Genomic DNA, 16,493 nt, shown 5'->3' on the forward strand with positions numbered 1-16,493 from the left:
GAACACGCTCACTCCGCGACGTCGCTCACCTCGCCAACTGCGGCAAGTCACATGCCTAGTCAACGGCTCACAGAAGTGGACGGACAGGTGGAACAGAGCATGCTGGATGGCGCGACCCCGGTGATTTTTACCTTGCGACTGTTAGCACATAGTCAGCCGCGGCTACCGTTTCAGGGGTGTACGCGAACGCCAGGCTGGAAGCACGCATCAATCAACTGGGTTACTCACAGGCAGAGCTAGCGCGTCGAATCAACGTCGAGATCGAGTTGCTGACCGGTCGCACAGGGTGCCTGACCGATGCGGATATCCGCCGCTGGCTACGTGGCGATACGAAGTGGCCCCAGGACCGGATCAGATTGTGTGCTGAGAAGGTTCTGCAGGCATCGTCACAGAACTTAGGGTTCGTCCCCCGGAGCAAGAGAAGTAAGGACGACCCTGTGCATCGTCGTAGGTTTCTCACCTCCACCAGCGGCGCCGCTGTGGCTGTGGCGTCCGGCACCGTAGCGGCCCCGAGGCTCGGCATGTCCGACGTCGGCCGCCTTGAACTGGATTACCGGCGGATTCTCCGCAGCGAACGGACCATCGGCGGGTCGCGGCCGGTCGAGAACCAGGCCGTGGAACTGGCGACCCGGATCGAGTCCGCATTCGCGGACGCCGGGTCGGACAGCGTCCGCCGCCACTTCTATCGGCTGGCGTCCGACGTGACATGCACAGCGGCCTTCGCCGCACTGGACGCAAAAGCACCACAGCGTGCCCGCCCACACCTGGAGCGGGCGCTGACCTTCGCAGGTCTCTCCCGTGACGCACAGGCGGTCTACCGGGTCTGGGATCAACTGATGCTCAACTCCAGCATGCGGGAGAACCACGCCGAAGCCGCCGCTTCAGCGGACGTCATGAAGCGTTCTGCCGCTGCCCGGCGTGATCCGCTCTTCGCGTCGCTGGGTTACATGCGCAGCGCCAACGCCCTGGCCCGGATCCAGCAGCCCACGGAGGCCCTGCGCGCCCTGAGCCTGGCGGAGAAAGCGTTCGGTCGAGCCGGTGACGACAAGCACCCCGGATGGATCGGATTCTATGACGCCGCGGAATTTGATGCGTTGTCGTCGTACGTGTGGACAGCGCTCGGAAAACACGATCGGGCCGAGTCCCGCCTTCATCACACGCTAGCCGCCATTCCCGGCAGCAAGGTCCGTGACAAGGGACTGTTCACCGCGCATCTGGCGCTGGCCCAGGCCCGGCAGGGGGAACTGGAACTCGCCTGTGCGACGGGCACACGCGCACACGATCTGCTGCTACCCGGCTCGGGTTCAAAGCGGACCATCTCCACACTGGCCCGTACTCGCGAGGTGATTGCAGGTCATAGCTCGAAGGCACCCGAGGTGACCGACTGGATCGAGGAGTCCCGCCAATGGAGCTGAAATACCACACACACGCTGACGCACGAGACATCCGCTCTCTGCTGCTCGACCTCCACGACGAGGCGTACTCCGACAGCACGGACCCGTTCCACTCCCGGGAGCGCTTCTCCGGGTACGTGGACCGATGGTCGGCACGGGAGGACTGGCAGTGCGTGTCAGGGTGGGAGGGCGGCACTCCGGTGGGATATGCCTACGGCTCGAAGTTCAAACCGGGTGGGTGGTGGAAGGGAGCGAGTCGCCCCGAAGGCGTTCGGGGGAAGATCCTGGGGCTGTCGGAGCTGTTGGTCACCCCGCAGTGGCGGGGAAAGGGCCTCGCCCGGCTGCTTCACGACGCGCTGCTCGACACCCAGGACGTCGACTTCGTGACCCTGCTGGTGGAGGAAAGGAAGCCTCGCGTGCAGGCGATGTACGAGAAATGGGGCTACACGCGGAGAGGCGAGGTGGAACAGGTGGCTGACGCTCCGCCTTATGCGGTCATGGTGCATGACGTGAGGCTGTGAGCCGGTCCCCTCACGGACCGGTTCCACCCGAGGGACCGGTTCTCCCCGCCAGGCCCCCCGGCGCCCCGCCGGGCCGACGCGGAACGCGTCACGCGTCACGCGCCCGCGTCGGCCCGGGGCTCCCACGTGTAGGGGCCGCCGCCGCGCCATTCGAAGACGGCGGGGTCCTCGAAGGCTTCCGCCGCCGGGCCGAAGCCGATGCCCTCCAGCAGCCCCATCAGGTCGTAGATGCTGAACGCGCGGCCGAGGATCCGGCCGTCGGCACGTACACGCCGTCCGCCCTCCGGATCGGGCGGGTAGACGATCACTGGTGGAGGCATGTCTCCACCGTGCAGCAGGCGCGGGCTGTCCGCATCCTGATCATGTACCCCCTGCTCAGCCGGGGTGCAGCCCCTGCCCCGAGACGTTGGCCGGGTGGAGCGTGATGGTGGTGGTGCCGGGCCCCCGTGTGTGCCGTGACATGAATCCCCCTCGGATTCTGGTGTGCGGTCTTTCCGACGCACTCGACGGTGCAGGGGAAGCCGTTCGCACTCCAGACCCGACGGTTGTCCCGGACAGGGGCTGCCCTGTCCGGGCTGGTCAGCGCCCTGTCCGTGCCCTGTCCCGGACATCCGGCGAACCCGGTGAACCCTCCGACCCCGACCCCGACCCCGGCCCCGACGCCGCCCGCGCCGCGAGCCGCCGTTCGTTCGGCCACCGCACGTCCCGCGCCCACCCCGCCATCTCGAAGAGCCGGATCAGCCGCGCACTGGAGTCGATCTGGCCGCGCAGCACCCCGTGCCGCGCCGAGGTCGGGTCGGCGTGGTGGAGGTTGTGCCAGGACTCGCCCCCGGACAGCGGGGCCAGCCACCACACGTTCCCTGAGCGGTCACGGGAGCGGAAGGGGCGCGAACCGCTGATGTGGCAGATGGAGTTGATGGACCACGTGACGTGGTGGAGAAGTCCCACCCGTACCAGCCCGGCCCAGAAGAACGCCGACCACGCCGCACCCGCGTCCCACACACCGGCCCCCGCGCCCGCACCCGCCCCCGCTCCGCCGCCCCACAGCCCGCCCGCCACGGCGGGGGCACCGTAGGAGAGGAGGACGATCAGCGGCTGCCACCGGCCCACCCTGACCAGGTCGCGGTCCGCGAGGAGGTCGGGGACGTACTTGCGCTGGTTGGTCTTCTCGTTGTTGAAGGTCCACCCCACGTGCGCCCACACCATGCCCTTGAGCAGCGCGCGTACGGAGGTGCCGAACCGCCAGGGCGAGTGCGGGTCGCCTGGCTGGTCCGCGTACTGGTGGTGGCGGCGGTGGTCGGCGCACCAGGTGATCGCGTCGCCTTCGACGGCCATCGTCCCGGCCACGGCGAGCGCGATCTTCAGCGGGCGTGCGGCCTTGAACGCCTTGTGCGTGAACAGCCGGTGGTAGCCGATGGTGATGCCGTGCATGGTGATCGCGTACATCACCGCGCCGATCACCAGATCGTGCCAGGTCACACCCCAGCCCCACAGCACGGCCACGGAGACGATCACCGCGACGAAGGGGATGCCGACGAAGACGCCCACGACGACGCGGTCGGCCGTCCCCATCCGTTCACCCCAGGCCGCGTCGGGTCCGGCCGCCGTTCCCGTCTGTGCCATGAGAGTCCTCCTCGGTCGCGACGGTGCGCGTGAGCCGGACTTTACTGACGGGTAAGCAAGGGCTCTACGTAGCCGGAGCGCAGCCGGAAGGTCCTCTTCCCTCACCCGGCTGACAAGTCACGCCCCCTCACACCCCCGGACAGGCACGGGGGCGCGGGGGACGCGGGGACGCGGGGCGGCGCGAGGGACGCGGGGCGGCGCGGCGAACCGCCCCGCCCGTTCCGGCTACTTGACCGGGACCTCGGTCCCCTCCGGCGGATCGCCGTACTGGGACCAGACCTGGTTCAGCTCGTGCTGGTAGTAGAGCGACTGGAGCCCCGCCACGAACATGAGGACGAAGCCGATCCACGGGTTGCAGGTCTCCGCGCGTCCCGAGGCGCGCTGCATCTGCCCGATGCGCTGCCCCGTGCGGTAGACGGACACGAACGGGGGCACGATGACGATCCACCCCAGGATCTGCGTCAGCAGCGCCCCGGCCGGATTCACCTCGATACGCGCGTCGAGTTCGCGGGCCTCACGGTTGATCTTGTAGTACCAGACGAAGTAGTAGACCCCGAGGGTGATCAGGGGCCAGACCAGCCATACGAGGAAGATGTTGCGGGGTTTTCCGGCACGACCTTGCATGAGGACTCCTTCAGAGCCCGGGAACGGTCCGCATCGCGAAGGCACGGCCGGAAGCGGCGATGCGCGATTCCGGCGGAATCACCATGTACGGGTTCAAGTTTAACGCCGTGGCCCCTTTCGGGCGCCGTTCAGACGGGTCCGGCTCCGCACCGCATGAAGCGGCCCGGCCCGTCAGCGACGGGCCGGGCCGGGCCAGGTGACACAGGGCCGACGGAGAAGGATCAGTCCCGCTGCGCGCCCGCCGGGAGCTGGCGCAGAGTGACCTTGGAAGCGGTCTTCTTCTTGAAGGCCCAGTCCAGCATCTTCGTCGCGTCCGGGTAGCGGTCGGCGCTGTTGAGGATCACGCCGACGACGGTACGGCTGTCCCGCGTCGCCGCGAAGACCAGGCAGGGCCCGGCCGACGTACCGGTACCGGTCTTGATGCCGATGACACCCTTGTACGAACCGAGCAGCTTGTTCGTGTTGTACCAGGTGTACGTCCGGCCGTTGGTGGCCTTCTCCACACCCTTCGTGGACTTCGCCACCTTGCGGATGTTGCTGCTGCCCAGTGCGTAGCGGCCCAGCTTGGCCATGTCGCGCGGGGTCGAGTAGTTCTTCCCGCCCTTCGAGATGCCGTCGAAGGAGTCGAACTTGGTGTTCTTCATGCCGAGGTCGGCGGCCTTCTTGTTCATCTTCGAGATGAACGACTTCGTGCGGGCCGCCGTGGTGCTGCCGGTGCCGTAGGCGTCGGCCAGCGCGTACGCGGCGTCGCAGCCGGACGGCAGGAGGAGCCCGTACAGGAGCTGACGCGCGGTCAGCTTGTCGCCCGTGCGCAGATCGGCCGTGCTGGCGCCCCACTTGGCGACGTAGTCGCGGTACGCCTTCTTCACGGTGATCTTGCGGTCGAGGTTCGCGTTCTTGGTGCTGACGACGACAGCGGCCGTCATGATCTTGGTGGTGCTGGCCATCTGGCGCTTGGTGTCGGCGCCCTTGCTCCACAGCTTCTTGTTGGCGCCGCTGTCCAGCAGGAAGGCGCCCTTGGCCTTGATGCCGGACGGGCCCGACGCCGCGTGGGCCGGAGCCGCCAGCGGTCCCGCCGCCAGCACCGCCCCTGCCGTCATCGCGACCGCGCCCGCCCTGCGGGCCCCCTTGGATATGACTCTCACTCAGTGCTCCGTGTTGTTCGCTGGAACGACAGAAATGCGTTCAGGAGACCGTGCGGCAATGGGAATGGTTGTACGGCCCCGGTAAAGGATTTCGTAAAGCGGCAACCTCCCCGTCCGCCGCCCCGTCCTCGTGACTGCCGGACCGGCCACGCACAGGACAACAGAGCACTACAAAGGGGACACCAGGGATGAACCAGGCATCGCTGCCGGGACGCCGCTCGCTTCTGCGGCTGGGCGCCGGACTCACGGTGGCGGGCCTCGCCACGGGCACGGGTACGGGATCGGGGTGGGCGGCCACCCGGTCAGGCCCACGCTCCGGCGCCACGGCCACCGCCTGGAACGCACTGGCCCACGGCCTGGACGGCACCCTCGTACGCCCCGGCGACCACGACTACGCCACGGCCCGCCTGCTGTTCAACCCCCGCTTCGACGCGGCCCGCCCCTCCGGCGTCGCCTACTGCGCGACGCCCCAGGACGTGCGCGAGTGCCTCGCCTTCGCCCGCCGCCACGGCATACCCGTGGCGATACGCAGCGGCGGCCACTCCTACGCGGGCTGGTCCACCGGCAAGGGCCTGGTCGTCGACGTGCAGCGGATGGCGTCGGTCAAGGCGTCGGGCGGCACGGCGACCGTCGGCGCGGGGGCCAAGCTCATCGACGTGTACGACAGGCTGACGGCGCGCAGGCGCACCATACCGGCCGGTTCGTGCCCCACCGTCGGCGTCTCCGGGCTCACGCTCGGCGGCGGCGTCGGCGTCGTGGCCCGCGCCTACGGGCTGACCTCCGACAGCCTCACCGGGGCGCGCGTCGTCACCGCCGACGGCAAGATCCGCGACGTCTCAGCGGAGCCCGGCGCCGACCCCGGTCTCTTCTGGGCCCTGCGCGGCGCGGGCAACGCCAATTTCGGCGTGGTCACCTCGCTGCGCTTCCGTACGCACGAGGCACCGTCCTGCACCACGTTCTTCCTCGACTGGCCCTGGTCGCGGGCCGCCGCCGTACTGCGCGAGTGGCAGCGCTGGGCCCCGGCAGCACCCGACGAGATCTGGGCCAACCTCCACCTCTCGGCCCCCGCGGGCGGGCGCCCTGGGCGGGTGAGCGTGGGCGGGCTGACGCTGGGCGGCCGCAGGGACATCGAGAACCGCCTCGACCGCCTCGCCGACCGGATCGGCGCCCCGGCCTCCTCCCTCTCCGTGCGCACGCGCCCGTTCATGGACGCGATGAAGGTGATGGGCGGCGTCTCCGGCTGGTCCCTCGCCCAGGCGCACCAGCGCGGCACCCTGCCCGGACGCACCGCGCGGGGAAAGGTGGCGCGCGAGTCGTACGCGGCGCGCTCGGACTTCTACACCCGCCGCATCCCGGCCGCCGGGATCAAGGCCCTGCTCAAGCGGGTCGAGCGCCTGGCCGGGCTGACGGGCGGCGGCGCGGGGAGCGTCGCCTTCGACGCGCTCGGCGGCGCGGTCAACAGGGTGGACCCGGCGGCCACGGCCTTCGTGCACCGCGACGCGCTGTTCCTCGCCCAGTACCTCGTCTCCTGGCCCGACGCGGCCTCCTCCGCGACCGTCGCCCGGCACCGCGGCTGGCTCGACGGCACCCACGAGGCGATGCGCCCATGGGCGAGCGGCCAGGCGTACCAGAACTACACGGACCCTTCCCTCAAGAACTGGCGCTCCGCCTACTACGGCGCGAACGCGGCCCGCCTCGCGAAGGTGAAGTCCGCCTACGACCCGGACCGGCTCTTCACCTATCCGCAGGCCGTCTGACCCGCAAGCCGTCCGACAGTGCGCGCGGGAGCGCCCGTAGGCTGCGGGTACCGTCCGCCGAAGTGCCGATCAAGGAGACCGACCGTGCTCGTGCTGTTGCCGCCGTCCGAGGGAAAGGCCACGGGAGGAAGGGGGCGCCCCCTGGACCTGGGGGAGCTGTCGCTGCCCAGGCTGACCGGGGCGCGGGAGACGGTGCTGGACGAGCTGGTCACGCTGTGCTCCGGCGACGAGGAGAAGGCCCGCGAGGTGCTGGGCCTGAGCGAGGGGCAGCGGGACGAGGTCGCCAAGAACGCCGGGCTCCGCGAGGCACCGGCACGCCCGGCGGGCGAGATCTACACGGGCGTCCTCTACGACGCGCTCGGCCTGGCGACCCTGAGCCCGGCGGCGAAGAAGCGCGCGGCGCGCTCACTGCTGGTCTTCTCCGGGCTGTGGGGCGCGGTCGGCGTCAAGGACCGCATCCCCTCCTACCGCTGCTCGGGCGGCGTGAAGCTCCCGGGGCTCGGCGCCCTCGGCGCGTACTGGCGCGGCCCGCTGGAGTCCGTGCTGCCCGACGTGGCGGGCAAGGGCCTCGTCCTGGACCTGCGCTCGACGGCGTACGCGGCCATGTGGAAGCCGAAGGGCGAGGTCGCCGGGCGCACGACGACGGTGCGGGTGCTCCAGTCGAAGACGGTGGACGGGGTCGAGAAGCGGTCCGTCGTCAGCCACTTCAACAAGGCGACCAAGGGCCGCATCGTACGGGCCCTCCTGGAGGCGGGCGCAGACCCCGCCTCCCCCGCCGAACTGACCGACGCGCTACGGGACCTGGGCCACACCGTCGAGCCCGCGCTCCCCGCGAAGGCGGGACGGCCGACGGGGCTCGACGTGATCGTCACGGAGCTGTAGCCGGAGGCGACGCCGTAGCCGCGAGCGGGACAGCCGGGCACCCACCTCCTGTGCGACGTTGCACTGTACGCAACGATCGTTGCAATACATGCCTCCTCGGGGCAGACTGAGCGCATGACCTCCGTCTCCGTGCTCGATCTCGCTCCCGTCATCCCCGTCGTCGTGATCGACGACGCCGCCGACGCCGTGCCGCTCGCGCGAGCGCTGGTCGCGGGCGGGCTGCCCGCGATCGAGGTGACGCTGCGGACCGAGGCCGCGCCGCGCGCGATCGAGGCCATCGCGGCCGAGGTGCCGGAGGCCGTCGTCGGCGCCGGGACCGTGATCACGCCGGAGCAGGTGCGCACGGCCGTGGAGGCGGGCTCGCGCTTCCTCGTCAGCCCCGGCTGGACGGACACGCTGCTGGAGTCGATGCGCGGCTCGGGCGTCCCGTTCCTGCCGGGGGTCTCCACGACGTCGGAGGTCGTGGCGCTGCTGGAGCGCGGCGTGACGGAGATGAAGTTCTTCCCGGCCGAGGCCGCCGGCGGCACCGCCTATCTCAAGTCGCTCTCCTCGCCCCTCCCCCGCGCCCGCTTCTGCCCCACGGGCGGGGTGGACGCGGCGAAGGCGGCCGAGTATCTGCGACTGCCCAACGTCGGCTGCGTGGGCGGCACTTGGATGCTTCCGGCGGAGGCGCTGGACACGAAGGACTGGGACCGCGTCCAGCGCCTCGCCGCCGAGGCCGCCGCACTGCGCGACTGACCCCGGCCGCAAGGGCTCCGAGCTCCGACGGTCAGCGCGCGCCGCCCGCCGCCTCGGCACGCGGCTCGCCGTCCCCGCCCTCACCCTCGTCTCCGCCCGCACGTGCGCGCTCGCGCGCCCTGCGGGCCAGCACGGCGATGGAGCCGAGCGCGATCACCGCGAGGACCATGATGTAGCCGGAGACGGCCATCGACGTCCCGCTCACCTCCAGCAGCAGCACCATGAGGAACGGCGCGAGACCGCCGCCGACGACCGCGCTGATCTGGTAGCCGAGCGAAGCGCCCGTATAGCGCATCTCGGCCGTGAACAGCTCGGCGAACAGGGCCGCTTGGGGCCCGTACATGATGCTGAGGAAGCAGCTCGTGACGAAGGTGCCCACCGCCAGCAGCCACAGCGAGGTGGTGTCGATGAGCAGGAACATCGGCACGGCCCACACCAGGAGGCCGACCGCGCCCGCCGCGTAGACGGGCAGGCGTCCCACGCGGTCGGAGAACGCGGCGGCGGCCGGGATCAGGGCGAACTGCGTCAGGCTGACGAGCAGCGAGACCATCAGCACCGAGCCGCGCTCCATGTCGAGTTCACGGGTCGTGTAGTCGAGCACGCCGGTGATGAGGATGTAGAACGTCGCGGTGTTGACGGCGAAGGAGCCGCCCGCGAGGAAGACGGTGCCGAGGTGGCCGCCGAGTATCGCGCGCAGCGGCGAACGCCGCTCCCCCGCATCCTCGCCCGTCCCGTCCCCTCCAGCGGCGCTCTTCTCGCGCCGCTCGCGCTCCGCGAGTTCGCGCTCGGCGGCGCGGAACTCGGGCGTCTCCTCGACCCGGTGGTGGATGTACCAGGCGAGGCCGAGCACGAGGACGCCGACGGCGAACGGGATGCGCCAGCCCCACGACGTGAACGCGTCGTCGCCGGTGGCGCTCTCGGCGAGGAGGAAGGCGACGTTGGCGGTCACCACGCCGATGGGGACGCCGAGTTGGACGAGGCTCCCGTACAGCCCGCGCTTCCCCTCGGGCGCGTACTCCGTCGCCATGAGCATCGCGCCGCCCCACTGGGCACCGACGGCGAGCCCCTGCACGATGCGCAGGACGACCAGCAGCACGGGCGCGGCCAGACCGATCGTGCCGTAGGAGGGGAGCAGGCCGATGGCGAGGGTGGCCAGGCCCATGGTGGTCAGCGCGAGCACCAGCATCGGCTTGCGCCCGCGCTTGTCGCCGAGGTGGCCCGCGATGACGCCGCCGATGGGACGGGCGAGGAAGCCGACGGCGAACGTGGCGAACGCCGCCAGCACGCCCGCGACGGGGCTGCTGGAGGGGAAGAACTCGTCGCCGAGCACGAGGGCAGCGGCGATGCCGAAGATGAAGTAGTCGTACCACTCGACGGCGGAGGCCGCCGCCGCTGCGAGCGCGACCTTGCGACGGTTGCCGCCCGGCGTCGCGGAGGGGGCGGGGGACGCGGATGCTGCTGGCATGTCCATGACTGCACGCTCCGATGAGTGCGGCTCAGGAGGACGACAGGACAACGAGATGGTGGGTGGCGCCGTGAATTCCGGTGAACGTACCGACCAGACGGTAGGGGGTCAACGGTTTGGACCGGCCTGCTTGGAGGGGGCGCGCACGGCGAAGGCCCCGGCCCGCCCCTGGGGGGCGCGGCACCGGGGCCATGGAGCGGCGCACAGGCGGAAGCCGTCAGCTCAGCGGGTCAACCTGTCACCTCGGCCACAGCAGTCACCGTGGTCACCTCAGATGACCGGTGTCGTTCAGAAGACGCAGCGAGGCGTTGCCGTCCGCGTAGTAGGCGACGGCCGAGAGCGAGGCGGCGGACAGCTCCATCCGGAACAGCGACTCGGGCGGCGCCCCCAGCGCCAGGCGCACCAGCGTCTTGACCGGGGTGACGTGCGTGACCAGCAGGACCTTCTTGCCCGGGTAGCGGGCCAGCAGCTTGTCGCGCGCGAGGGTGACGCGGCGCGCGACGGCCGTGAAGCTCTCGCCGCCACCGGCCGGCTCGGCGTCGGGCGAGGCGAGCCACGCCTCCAGCTCGTCCGGGTAGCGCTCGCGCACCTCCCCGAAGGTCAGCCCCTCCCAGGCACCGAAGTCGGTCTCGCGCAGGCCCTCGTCCGTACGGACCTCCAGGCCGAGCCGCTCCGCGATCGTCCCCGCCGTCTCCTGGCAGCGGCGCAGCGGCGAGCTGACGATGGCCTGGACCGTGCCGCGCACGCCCAGCGACTCGGCGACCGCCCTGGCCTGGCGCTTCCCCACGGCCGACAGCTCGGGATCGCTCCCGCCGCTCCCCGAGAAGCGCTTCTCCGGGGTGAGCACGGTCTCGCCATGCCTGAGCAGCACGAAGGTGGTGGGCGTGCCCAGGTCCGGGCCCCAGCCGCCGCGCGCGGGCGGAGTGACGGCGTAAGCGGAGGAGTCCCCCTCGACGGCACCCGCACCGGACGCACCAGCGACCGGCTCCGGCTCCGGCGCCGCCTCCAGCTCGGCGGTGGACGCGCCGGGCGACCACTGCTCGCCCCGCTTGCCCGCGTCCATCGCCTCGTTCGCGAGCCGGTCGGCGTGCTTGTTCTTGGCGCGCGGGATCCACTCGTACGACACGGCCCCGGCCGGGAAGATCCCCTTCGCCTCCTCGGCGAGCGGCTTCATGTCCGGGTGCTTGATCTTCCAGCGGCCCGACATCTGCTCCACGACGAGCTTGGAGTCCATGCGCACCAGCACGTCGGCGTCCGGATCCAGCTCGTACGCGGCACGCAGCCCGGCGACCAGGCCGCGGTACTCGGCGACGTTGTTCGTCGCCACACCGATGTACTCGGCGGCCTCCCGCAGCGTCTCGCCCGTCGCCGCGTCCTTGACGACGGACCCGTAACCGGCGGGCCCCGGGTTGCCGCGCGAGCCCCCGTCGGCCTCGACGAGGAAGGAGCGAGCGCCCATCAGAGGCCGGACTCCGGCGTACGGACCAGGATGCGGCGGCAGTTCTCGCAGCGCACGACCTCCTCGGCCGCCGCGGCGCGGACCTCGTTCATCTCGGTGATGTTCAGCTCCAGCTGGCAGCCCTCGCAGCGGCGCTGGTACAGCCGGGCCGCGCCGACGCCGCCCTGCTGCTCGCGGATCTTCTCGTACAGCTTCAGCAGCTCTGCGGGGACGGAGCCCGCGACGATCTCGCGCTCCTTCTTCACCGTCGCCACCTCGGTGTCGATGGTCTCCAGCGCCGCGTCACGGCGGCCCGTCGCGTCCTCGGTCTTCGCCTGCACCGACTCGACGCGCCGCGCCAGCTCCCCGGCCCGCTCCTGCGCGGACTCGCGGCGCTCCATGACCTCCAGGACCACGTCCTCCAGATCGCCCTGGCGCTTGGCCAGCGAGGCGATCTCGCTCTGGAGGCTCTCCAGGTCCTTCGGGTTGGTGACCAGGCCCGAGTCGAGCCGCTTCTGGTCCCGGGAGGCGCGCTGACGCACCTGGTCGACGTCCTGCTCCGCCTTCGTCTGCTCGCGGGCGGTGTCGCTCTCCTCGGTCTGCGCGGCGACGAGCAGATCGCGGAGCTGGGTGAGGTCACCCTCCAGCGTCTGGATCTCCTCGTGCTCGGGCAGGTTCTTGCGCTTGTGCGCGAGCTGCGTCAGGCGCGTGTCGAGCGCCTGGACATCGAGAAGGCGGATCTGATCGGCGGGCGCGGCGTTCAGTTGGGGGCTCCCGTGGTGAGGTTGGGGACGTCGGAAGAGGTGCCCCAGGAGGACGCCGCGTGGGCGGTCCAGGGGTCGGTGACCGTACGGGAGACATGCGTGCGCAGGCCCCAGCCGTGCCGGTCGGAGAGCGCGTCGAGCTGGGCCGCCGCCTGCTCGCACCACGGCCACTCCGTGGCGAAGTGGGCGGCGTCGAGCAGGGCCAGCGGCGAGTGCTCGCGGGCCTCGGAGGCGGGGTGGTGGCGCAGGTCAGCGGTCACGTACGCCTCCACGCCGGCGGCGCGCACCTCGTCGAAGAGGCCGTCGCCCGAACCGCCGCTGACCGCGACCGTACGGATGAGCGCGTCCTTGTCGCCCGCGACGCGGATGCCCTGCGCCGTCGCGGGCAGCCGCCTGGCCACCCGCTCGGCGAACTCCGCGAGCGGCACGGGGTGGTCCAGCTCACAGACCCGGCCGAGCCCGCGGCGCCCCTTCGGATCGGTGCTGTCCGGCACCAGCGGGCGCACGACGCGCAGGTCGAGCGCGCCCGCGAGGGCGTCGGAGACGCCGGGGTCGGCGATGTCGGCGTTCGTGTGGGCCACGTGCAGGGCGACGCCGCCCTTGATGAGGGTGTGCACGACCCGCCCCTTGAAGGTGTCGGTGGCGACGGTCGTCGTACCGCGCAGATACAGGGGGTGGTGCGTGACGAGAAGCTCGGCGCCGAGTGTGACGGCTTCGTCGGCGATCTCCTGGACGGGGTCCACGGCGAAGAGGACGCGCGTCACCTGGGTCTCGTCCGCGGCGACATCGCCGCAGACGGTGCCGACCGCGTCCCACGGTTCCGCGCCGGCGCGCGGCCATAGCGTGTCGAGGGCATCGATGACATCGGAGAGAGCGGGCACGCAAGAAAGGCTACCTTCCGCCCTGACCCCCTGTTTCTCCCCCGCCCCACTTCCCGGGGAGCCCCCGATTCCCCTTCCTCTCCCCATGCGCACCGGGTGCCCCCTGGGGTTTCGGAGGTGCCCCCTCGCCCTGCGGAACGCCTGCCCACAACAGTGGTGCTGGTGGCCACCGGGCGGGAGGGGACGTGGCGGGGTGTCCCCGCAAGTGGTGGCGACGAGTGCCGGGAGAAACCCGTAAACGAGACCCGCACTTGTCGCCGCCCGAGGAGACACCCCACCACGGCACCGACCCCCACCACACAGCACCCCACACGACCACCAGCACAAACCAAGAACCACGCGGCGCCAGCCACACCGCACCGCAACCACACACCGCACCGAAGCCACCGGCCCGCACCCGAAAAACGACGGCGCCCCACCACCCCACTGCGTGCAGCGGCACAAAAATCAGCGCGGGACCCTACGGTGCCCACCACACCGGTGAACCGTCCCGCGCAACACCCCCGACGAACCGGCAACCCCCCGTTTCCTTCCGCAGCCCCGCGAAGGGGCCCCGCACAGCGCCGCGCCCCGCGCCAAGGGAACGGGCAAACCTCCACCCGTACGCGTGAAGCGGCTCAACACGCGTTGTTCGCCCGGACGTACGACGCATAGCTTCGCCACTGGAGGTGATCGACCCATGACTGCCTGTGCCCTCGAAGCCGCTCCGGGCGACGGAGAAGACGCCAGAGCCACACCCGCACCGGCCCACACCAGTTTCACCGCCGCCACCGACGGCTCCTACGCGGCGCGCCTCACCACCTCGGCCGGCACAAACAACTCGTACCCGGAACGCTGGACCCTCGACGGCCCCGAGCCCTACGCCGTTCCCCTCCCAGGCCGCCAGCCGGAGGAGCCGGACGCCCAGGTGCTCCCCCTCGCCGACGGGCGCGTGCTCATCGCGCGCCCCACCGCGGAGCGCCATCTGCTCGCACTGCTCTACCCGACAGGCCCCGGCACGGGCGAACTCCCGCTGGGCTCCGTCGAGTCGGGGCGGCTCACCCTGCTGCCCCCCGCACCCTGCGGCCGTCGCGCCTACGCACTCGTCCCCGCACCCGACGGCCGCTCCACGGGCGTCTGGCTGATCGCGGGCGGCCCCGCCGGACGCCCCGAGCGGGTCGCGGACGTGCCGGGGCACTGCGCGGGCGGCGCCTGGCTGGACCGCGCGGGCCGGCTGCTCGCGCTGGACCGTACGCAGGGCGCGGTCACCAAGACCGTCGCCGTCGATCTCGGCGCGCACGGCGCCGTCACCCCGCTGCTCCAGATCACGGAGGACAGCCAGGACCGGCTGCTGCTGGCCGACCCGGACAGCGGCCTGCTCCTGCTGCGGTCCGACGCACCGGGGCACGACCGCCTCGGCTGGGGCGTGCTGGGCAGCCATCGCCCGGTCCGCTTCCCCGAGGTGCTGCACCCGCAGGGCGTGCGGCTGACCCCGTTCGCCGTGCAGCCACGTCAGGTGCTGCTGCCGGAGAGCTGCGCGGTGGCGCTGCGCGTGGACGGGCCCAACGGCACATGGCTGGCCACGTGGCGGCCCTCGCTGCGGCGGCTGCGGCAGTTCGCGGCGCCCGACGGCTGGCTGACGGGCCACGGCATGTGCACAGAGGACGGCGAACTGCGGCTCCCGTACTCGACGCCCGCCACCCCGTGCGGGCTGGCCCGGCTGCGGGTCCCCGAGCCGGAGGCCGACGAGAGGCCGCCGGCCCCCATGCGCGTGGGGGCGACGCCGCGCTGCACGGGGAAAGCGGAGGGCGCCGAGGAGATGGCCGAGGAGACGCAGGTCTCATTCTCCGTACGGAATGTCACGCCCCTGCAACAACAGGATTCGGGCGCGGACGCGGGGGAATGCGGAAACCCCGCAGCGAGGCCCGAGGCGTACAAACCCGTACCGCTCCAGCAGGCTCCGCTCACCACCCGGACGGCGTGAGGGAAGATCCGTATCCTCGTTAAACTCTGGCCGGGTACGACGGCAGCAAAGAGATCCACGGAGTTACTTCGCAATGTCCGAGACCCAGACCGGCGCACCCACCGAGCGGAATTCGGGGCGCGGCAAGCACAGAGGGCCAGCCGCAGGCTCGGAGGAGAGCCAGCTGCCCGCGCAGGGCCGCCACCGCCGCCCCGTACAGGACGGTGACCAGCAGGCGGACGGCGTCGCCGCGCAGGCACAGTCGCAGGCACAGGCCAGGACCGATACGGCGGCCTGACGTACACCCGGGCCCGCGCCCACGCCCCTCGGAGGCTCGGGGAACTTGCGCCCTTTCGGGATTCAGTCCTTTTTGAGGGCGAGCACCTCACCCGCGGCGAAGGTCTCGTGCGGCTGCCGGTCGGCGAAATACGGAGTCAGCAGTTCGTCCAGTTCCGCGAAGGTGAATACCTCCTTTGCGGTGTCGAACTTCGCCGCCACCCGCGGACGTTCGAGCAGCGCGACCATGCCGCCGTGCACGACGAGCAACTGCCCGTTGACCTTCGCCGCGGCGGGAGAGGCGAGATATCCGACGAGCGGCGCGACATGTTCCGGGGCGAGCGGGTCGAGCCCTGCCTCGGGCACTTCGAAGCCCTGGAACACGTCCTCCGTCATGCGGGTGCGGGCGCGCGGGCAGATCGCGTTGGCCGTCACGCCGTACTTGGCGAGCGCGGAAGCCGTGGACGTCGTCAGGCCGACGATCCCGCCCTTCGCCGCCGCGTAGTTGGGCTGGCCCGGCGAGCCCGCGACGAACGCCTCCGACGAGGTGTTGACGATCCGCCCGTAGACGGGCCCGCCCGCCGCCTTCGACCGCTCCCGCCAGTGCGCTGCGGCGAAGTGGGTCGTGTTGAAGTGGCCCTTCAGATGGACGCGGATGACCGAGTCCCACTCGTCCTCGCTCATCGAGAAGACCATCCTGTCGCGCAGGATGCCCGCGTTGTTGACCAGGATGTCGAGCGCGCCGTAGGTGTCGACGGCCAACTGGACCAGTTCCCCGGCCTGTGCGAAGTCCGCCACGTCGCCCAGGTGCGCGACGGCCTGGCCGCCCGCTGCCCGGATCTCGGCGACGACGTCCTCGGCTGGCGCGGCCGAGGCGGTTCCTGAGCCGTCGCGGCCCGGCTGTCCGTAGTCGTTGACGACGACGTTCGCGCCGAGCTTCGCCAGCTCCAGCGCCTCGGCCCGCCCGAGCCCGCGGCCCGCGCCGGTGACGATGGCGGTCTTCCCCTGCACACTCATATCCCGGGTCTCCTCCGAAGGCTCGT

16 protein-coding genes are annotated in these 16,493 nt (G+C 71.2%); 7 read left to right on the forward strand and 9 right to left on the reverse strand.

What is annotated here, in order from left to right:
• Nucleotides 1-176 precede the first annotated feature (176 nt).
• Both ACWGJ2_RS26595 and ACWGJ2_RS26600 read left to right on the forward strand, forming a co-directional pair.
• Nucleotides 177-1,415, forward strand: a complete 1,239-nt coding sequence (locus ACWGJ2_RS26595; protein WP_453348754.1) for an XRE family transcriptional regulator — start codon at nt 177-179, stop codon at nt 1,413-1,415.
• A complete protein-coding gene (locus ACWGJ2_RS26600; protein ID WP_453348755.1) occupies nt 1,406-1,915 on the forward strand; it encodes a GNAT family N-acetyltransferase in 510 nt (169 codons plus the stop codon). Before ACWGJ2_RS26595 ends, ACWGJ2_RS26600 begins: the two co-directional genes overlap by 10 nt.
• Before the next feature lie 95 nt (nt 1,916-2,010).
• Here ACWGJ2_RS26600 and ACWGJ2_RS26605 read toward each other — a convergent pair whose 3' ends face one another.
• The 4 genes from ACWGJ2_RS26605 to ACWGJ2_RS26620 form a co-directional block, all read right to left on the reverse strand.
• Complete coding sequence (locus ACWGJ2_RS26605; protein ID WP_453348756.1) at nt 2,011-2,235, reverse strand: hypothetical protein; 225 nt, start codon at nt 2,233-2,235, stop codon at nt 2,011-2,013.
• 259 nt (nt 2,236-2,494) lie between these two features.
• On the reverse strand, nt 2,495-3,538 hold the full coding sequence (locus tag ACWGJ2_RS26610; RefSeq protein ID WP_453348757.1) for an acyl-CoA desaturase: 1,044 nt from the start codon (nt 3,536-3,538) through the stop codon (nt 2,495-2,497).
• 225 nt (nt 3,539-3,763) lie between these two features.
• Nucleotides 3,764-4,162 (reverse strand): DUF4234 domain-containing protein, encoded by a 399-nt coding sequence (locus ACWGJ2_RS26615; RefSeq protein ID WP_453348758.1) that lies wholly within the window; start codon nt 4,160-4,162, stop codon nt 3,764-3,766.
• A gap of 221 nt (nt 4,163-4,383) precedes the next feature.
• Nucleotides 4,384-5,262, reverse strand: a complete 879-nt coding sequence (locus ACWGJ2_RS26620) for a D-alanyl-D-alanine carboxypeptidase family protein (protein WP_453348792.1) — start codon at nt 5,260-5,262, stop codon at nt 4,384-4,386.
• Nucleotides 5,263-5,495: 233 nt separating this feature from the next.
• Between ACWGJ2_RS26620 and ACWGJ2_RS26625 the strand changes: the two genes are divergently transcribed.
• The 3 genes from ACWGJ2_RS26625 (at nt 5,496) to eda (ending at nt 8,684) form a co-directional block, all read left to right on the forward strand.
• Nucleotides 5,496-7,064, forward strand: a complete 1,569-nt coding sequence (locus tag ACWGJ2_RS26625; RefSeq protein ID WP_453348759.1) for an FAD-binding oxidoreductase — start codon at nt 5,496-5,498, stop codon at nt 7,062-7,064.
• Between the two features lie 84 nt (nt 7,065-7,148).
• On the forward strand, nt 7,149-7,946 hold the full coding sequence (gene yaaA / locus ACWGJ2_RS26630; RefSeq protein WP_453348760.1) for a peroxide stress protein YaaA: 798 nt from the start codon (nt 7,149-7,151) through the stop codon (nt 7,944-7,946).
• A 114-nt stretch (nt 7,947-8,060) separates the two neighbouring features.
• A complete protein-coding gene (eda, locus tag ACWGJ2_RS26635; protein WP_453348761.1) occupies nt 8,061-8,684 on the forward strand; it encodes a bifunctional 4-hydroxy-2-oxoglutarate aldolase/2-dehydro-3-deoxy-phosphogluconate aldolase in 624 nt (207 codons plus the stop codon).
• Nucleotides 8,685-8,715: 31 nt separating this feature from the next.
• Here eda and ACWGJ2_RS26640 read toward each other — a convergent pair whose 3' ends face one another.
• The 4 genes from ACWGJ2_RS26640 to ACWGJ2_RS26655 form a co-directional block, all read right to left on the reverse strand.
• A complete protein-coding gene (locus ACWGJ2_RS26640) occupies nt 8,716-10,155 on the reverse strand; it encodes an MFS transporter (protein ID WP_453348762.1) in 1,440 nt (479 codons plus the stop codon).
• A 259-nt stretch (nt 10,156-10,414) separates the two neighbouring features.
• Nucleotides 10,415-11,608 (reverse strand): bifunctional RNase H/acid phosphatase, encoded by a 1,194-nt coding sequence (locus ACWGJ2_RS26645; protein WP_453348763.1) that lies wholly within the window; start codon nt 11,606-11,608, stop codon nt 10,415-10,417.
• The gene (locus ACWGJ2_RS26650) at nt 11,608-12,351 is read right to left on the reverse strand and encodes a zinc ribbon domain-containing protein (protein WP_453348793.1); all 744 of its coding nucleotides are present in this window, start codon (nt 12,349-12,351) and stop codon (nt 11,608-11,610) included. Before ACWGJ2_RS26650 ends, ACWGJ2_RS26645 begins: the two co-directional genes overlap by 1 nt.
• On the reverse strand, nt 12,348-13,232 hold the full coding sequence (locus ACWGJ2_RS26655; protein ID WP_453348764.1) for a Nif3-like dinuclear metal center hexameric protein: 885 nt from the start codon (nt 13,230-13,232) through the stop codon (nt 12,348-12,350). The genes ACWGJ2_RS26650 and ACWGJ2_RS26655 overlap by 4 nt, the downstream gene beginning before the upstream one ends.
• A 679-nt stretch (nt 13,233-13,911) precedes the next feature.
• On the opposite strand from ACWGJ2_RS26655, the gene ACWGJ2_RS26660 reads away from it, so the two are divergent.
• Both ACWGJ2_RS26660 and ACWGJ2_RS26665 read left to right on the forward strand, forming a co-directional pair.
• Nucleotides 13,912-15,195 (forward strand): hypothetical protein, encoded by a 1,284-nt coding sequence (locus ACWGJ2_RS26660; protein WP_453348765.1) that lies wholly within the window; start codon nt 13,912-13,914, stop codon nt 15,193-15,195.
• Nucleotides 15,196-15,268: 73 nt separating this feature from the next.
• On the forward strand, nt 15,269-15,472 hold the full coding sequence (locus ACWGJ2_RS26665; RefSeq protein WP_453348766.1) for a hypothetical protein: 204 nt from the start codon (nt 15,269-15,271) through the stop codon (nt 15,470-15,472).
• Nucleotides 15,473-15,534: 62 nt separating this feature from the next.
• Here the strand turns inward: ACWGJ2_RS26665 and ACWGJ2_RS26670 are convergent, their stop codons facing one another.
• The gene (locus ACWGJ2_RS26670) at nt 15,535-16,467 is read right to left on the reverse strand and encodes a 3-oxoacyl-ACP reductase (RefSeq protein WP_453348767.1); all 933 of its coding nucleotides are present in this window, start codon (nt 16,465-16,467) and stop codon (nt 15,535-15,537) included.
• Nucleotides 16,468-16,493: the final 26 nt, after the last annotated feature.

This window comes from Streptomyces sp. NPDC054796 (assembly GCF_053611545.1).

Bases quoted from the DNA above. Each gene is read 5' to 3' on its own strand.
- ACWGJ2_RS26600 (WP_453348755.1), top strand. From the start codon at position 1,406: ATGGAGCTGAAATACCACACACACGCTGACGCACGAGACATCCGCTCT.
- ACWGJ2_RS26605 (WP_453348756.1), bottom strand. From the start codon at position 2,235: ATGCCTCCACCAGTGATCGTCTACCCGCCCGATCCGGAGGGCGGACGG.
- ACWGJ2_RS26610 (WP_453348757.1), bottom strand. From the start codon at position 3,538: ATGGCACAGACGGGAACGGCGGCCGGACCCGACGCGGCCTGGGGTGAA.
- ACWGJ2_RS26615 (WP_453348758.1), bottom strand. From the start codon at position 4,162: ATGCAAGGTCGTGCCGGAAAACCCCGCAACATCTTCCTCGTATGGCTG.
- ACWGJ2_RS26620 (WP_453348792.1), bottom strand. From the start codon at position 5,262: ATGACGGCAGGGGCGGTGCTGGCGGCGGGACCGCTGGCGGCTCCGGCC.
- ACWGJ2_RS26625 (WP_453348759.1), top strand. From the start codon at position 5,496: ATGAACCAGGCATCGCTGCCGGGACGCCGCTCGCTTCTGCGGCTGGGC.
- eda (WP_453348761.1), top strand. From the start codon at position 8,061: ATGACCTCCGTCTCCGTGCTCGATCTCGCTCCCGTCATCCCCGTCGTC.
- ACWGJ2_RS26640 (WP_453348762.1), bottom strand. From the start codon at position 10,155: ATGGACATGCCAGCAGCATCCGCGTCCCCCGCCCCCTCCGCGACGCCG.
- ACWGJ2_RS26645 (WP_453348763.1), bottom strand. From the start codon at position 11,608: ATGGGCGCTCGCTCCTTCCTCGTCGAGGCCGACGGGGGCTCGCGCGGC.
- ACWGJ2_RS26660 (WP_453348765.1), top strand. From the start codon at position 13,912: ATGACTGCCTGTGCCCTCGAAGCCGCTCCGGGCGACGGAGAAGACGCC.
- ACWGJ2_RS26665 (WP_453348766.1), top strand. From the start codon at position 15,269: ATGTCCGAGACCCAGACCGGCGCACCCACCGAGCGGAATTCGGGGCGC.
- ACWGJ2_RS26670 (WP_453348767.1), bottom strand. From the start codon at position 16,467: ATGAGTGTGCAGGGGAAGACCGCCATCGTCACCGGCGCGGGCCGCGGG.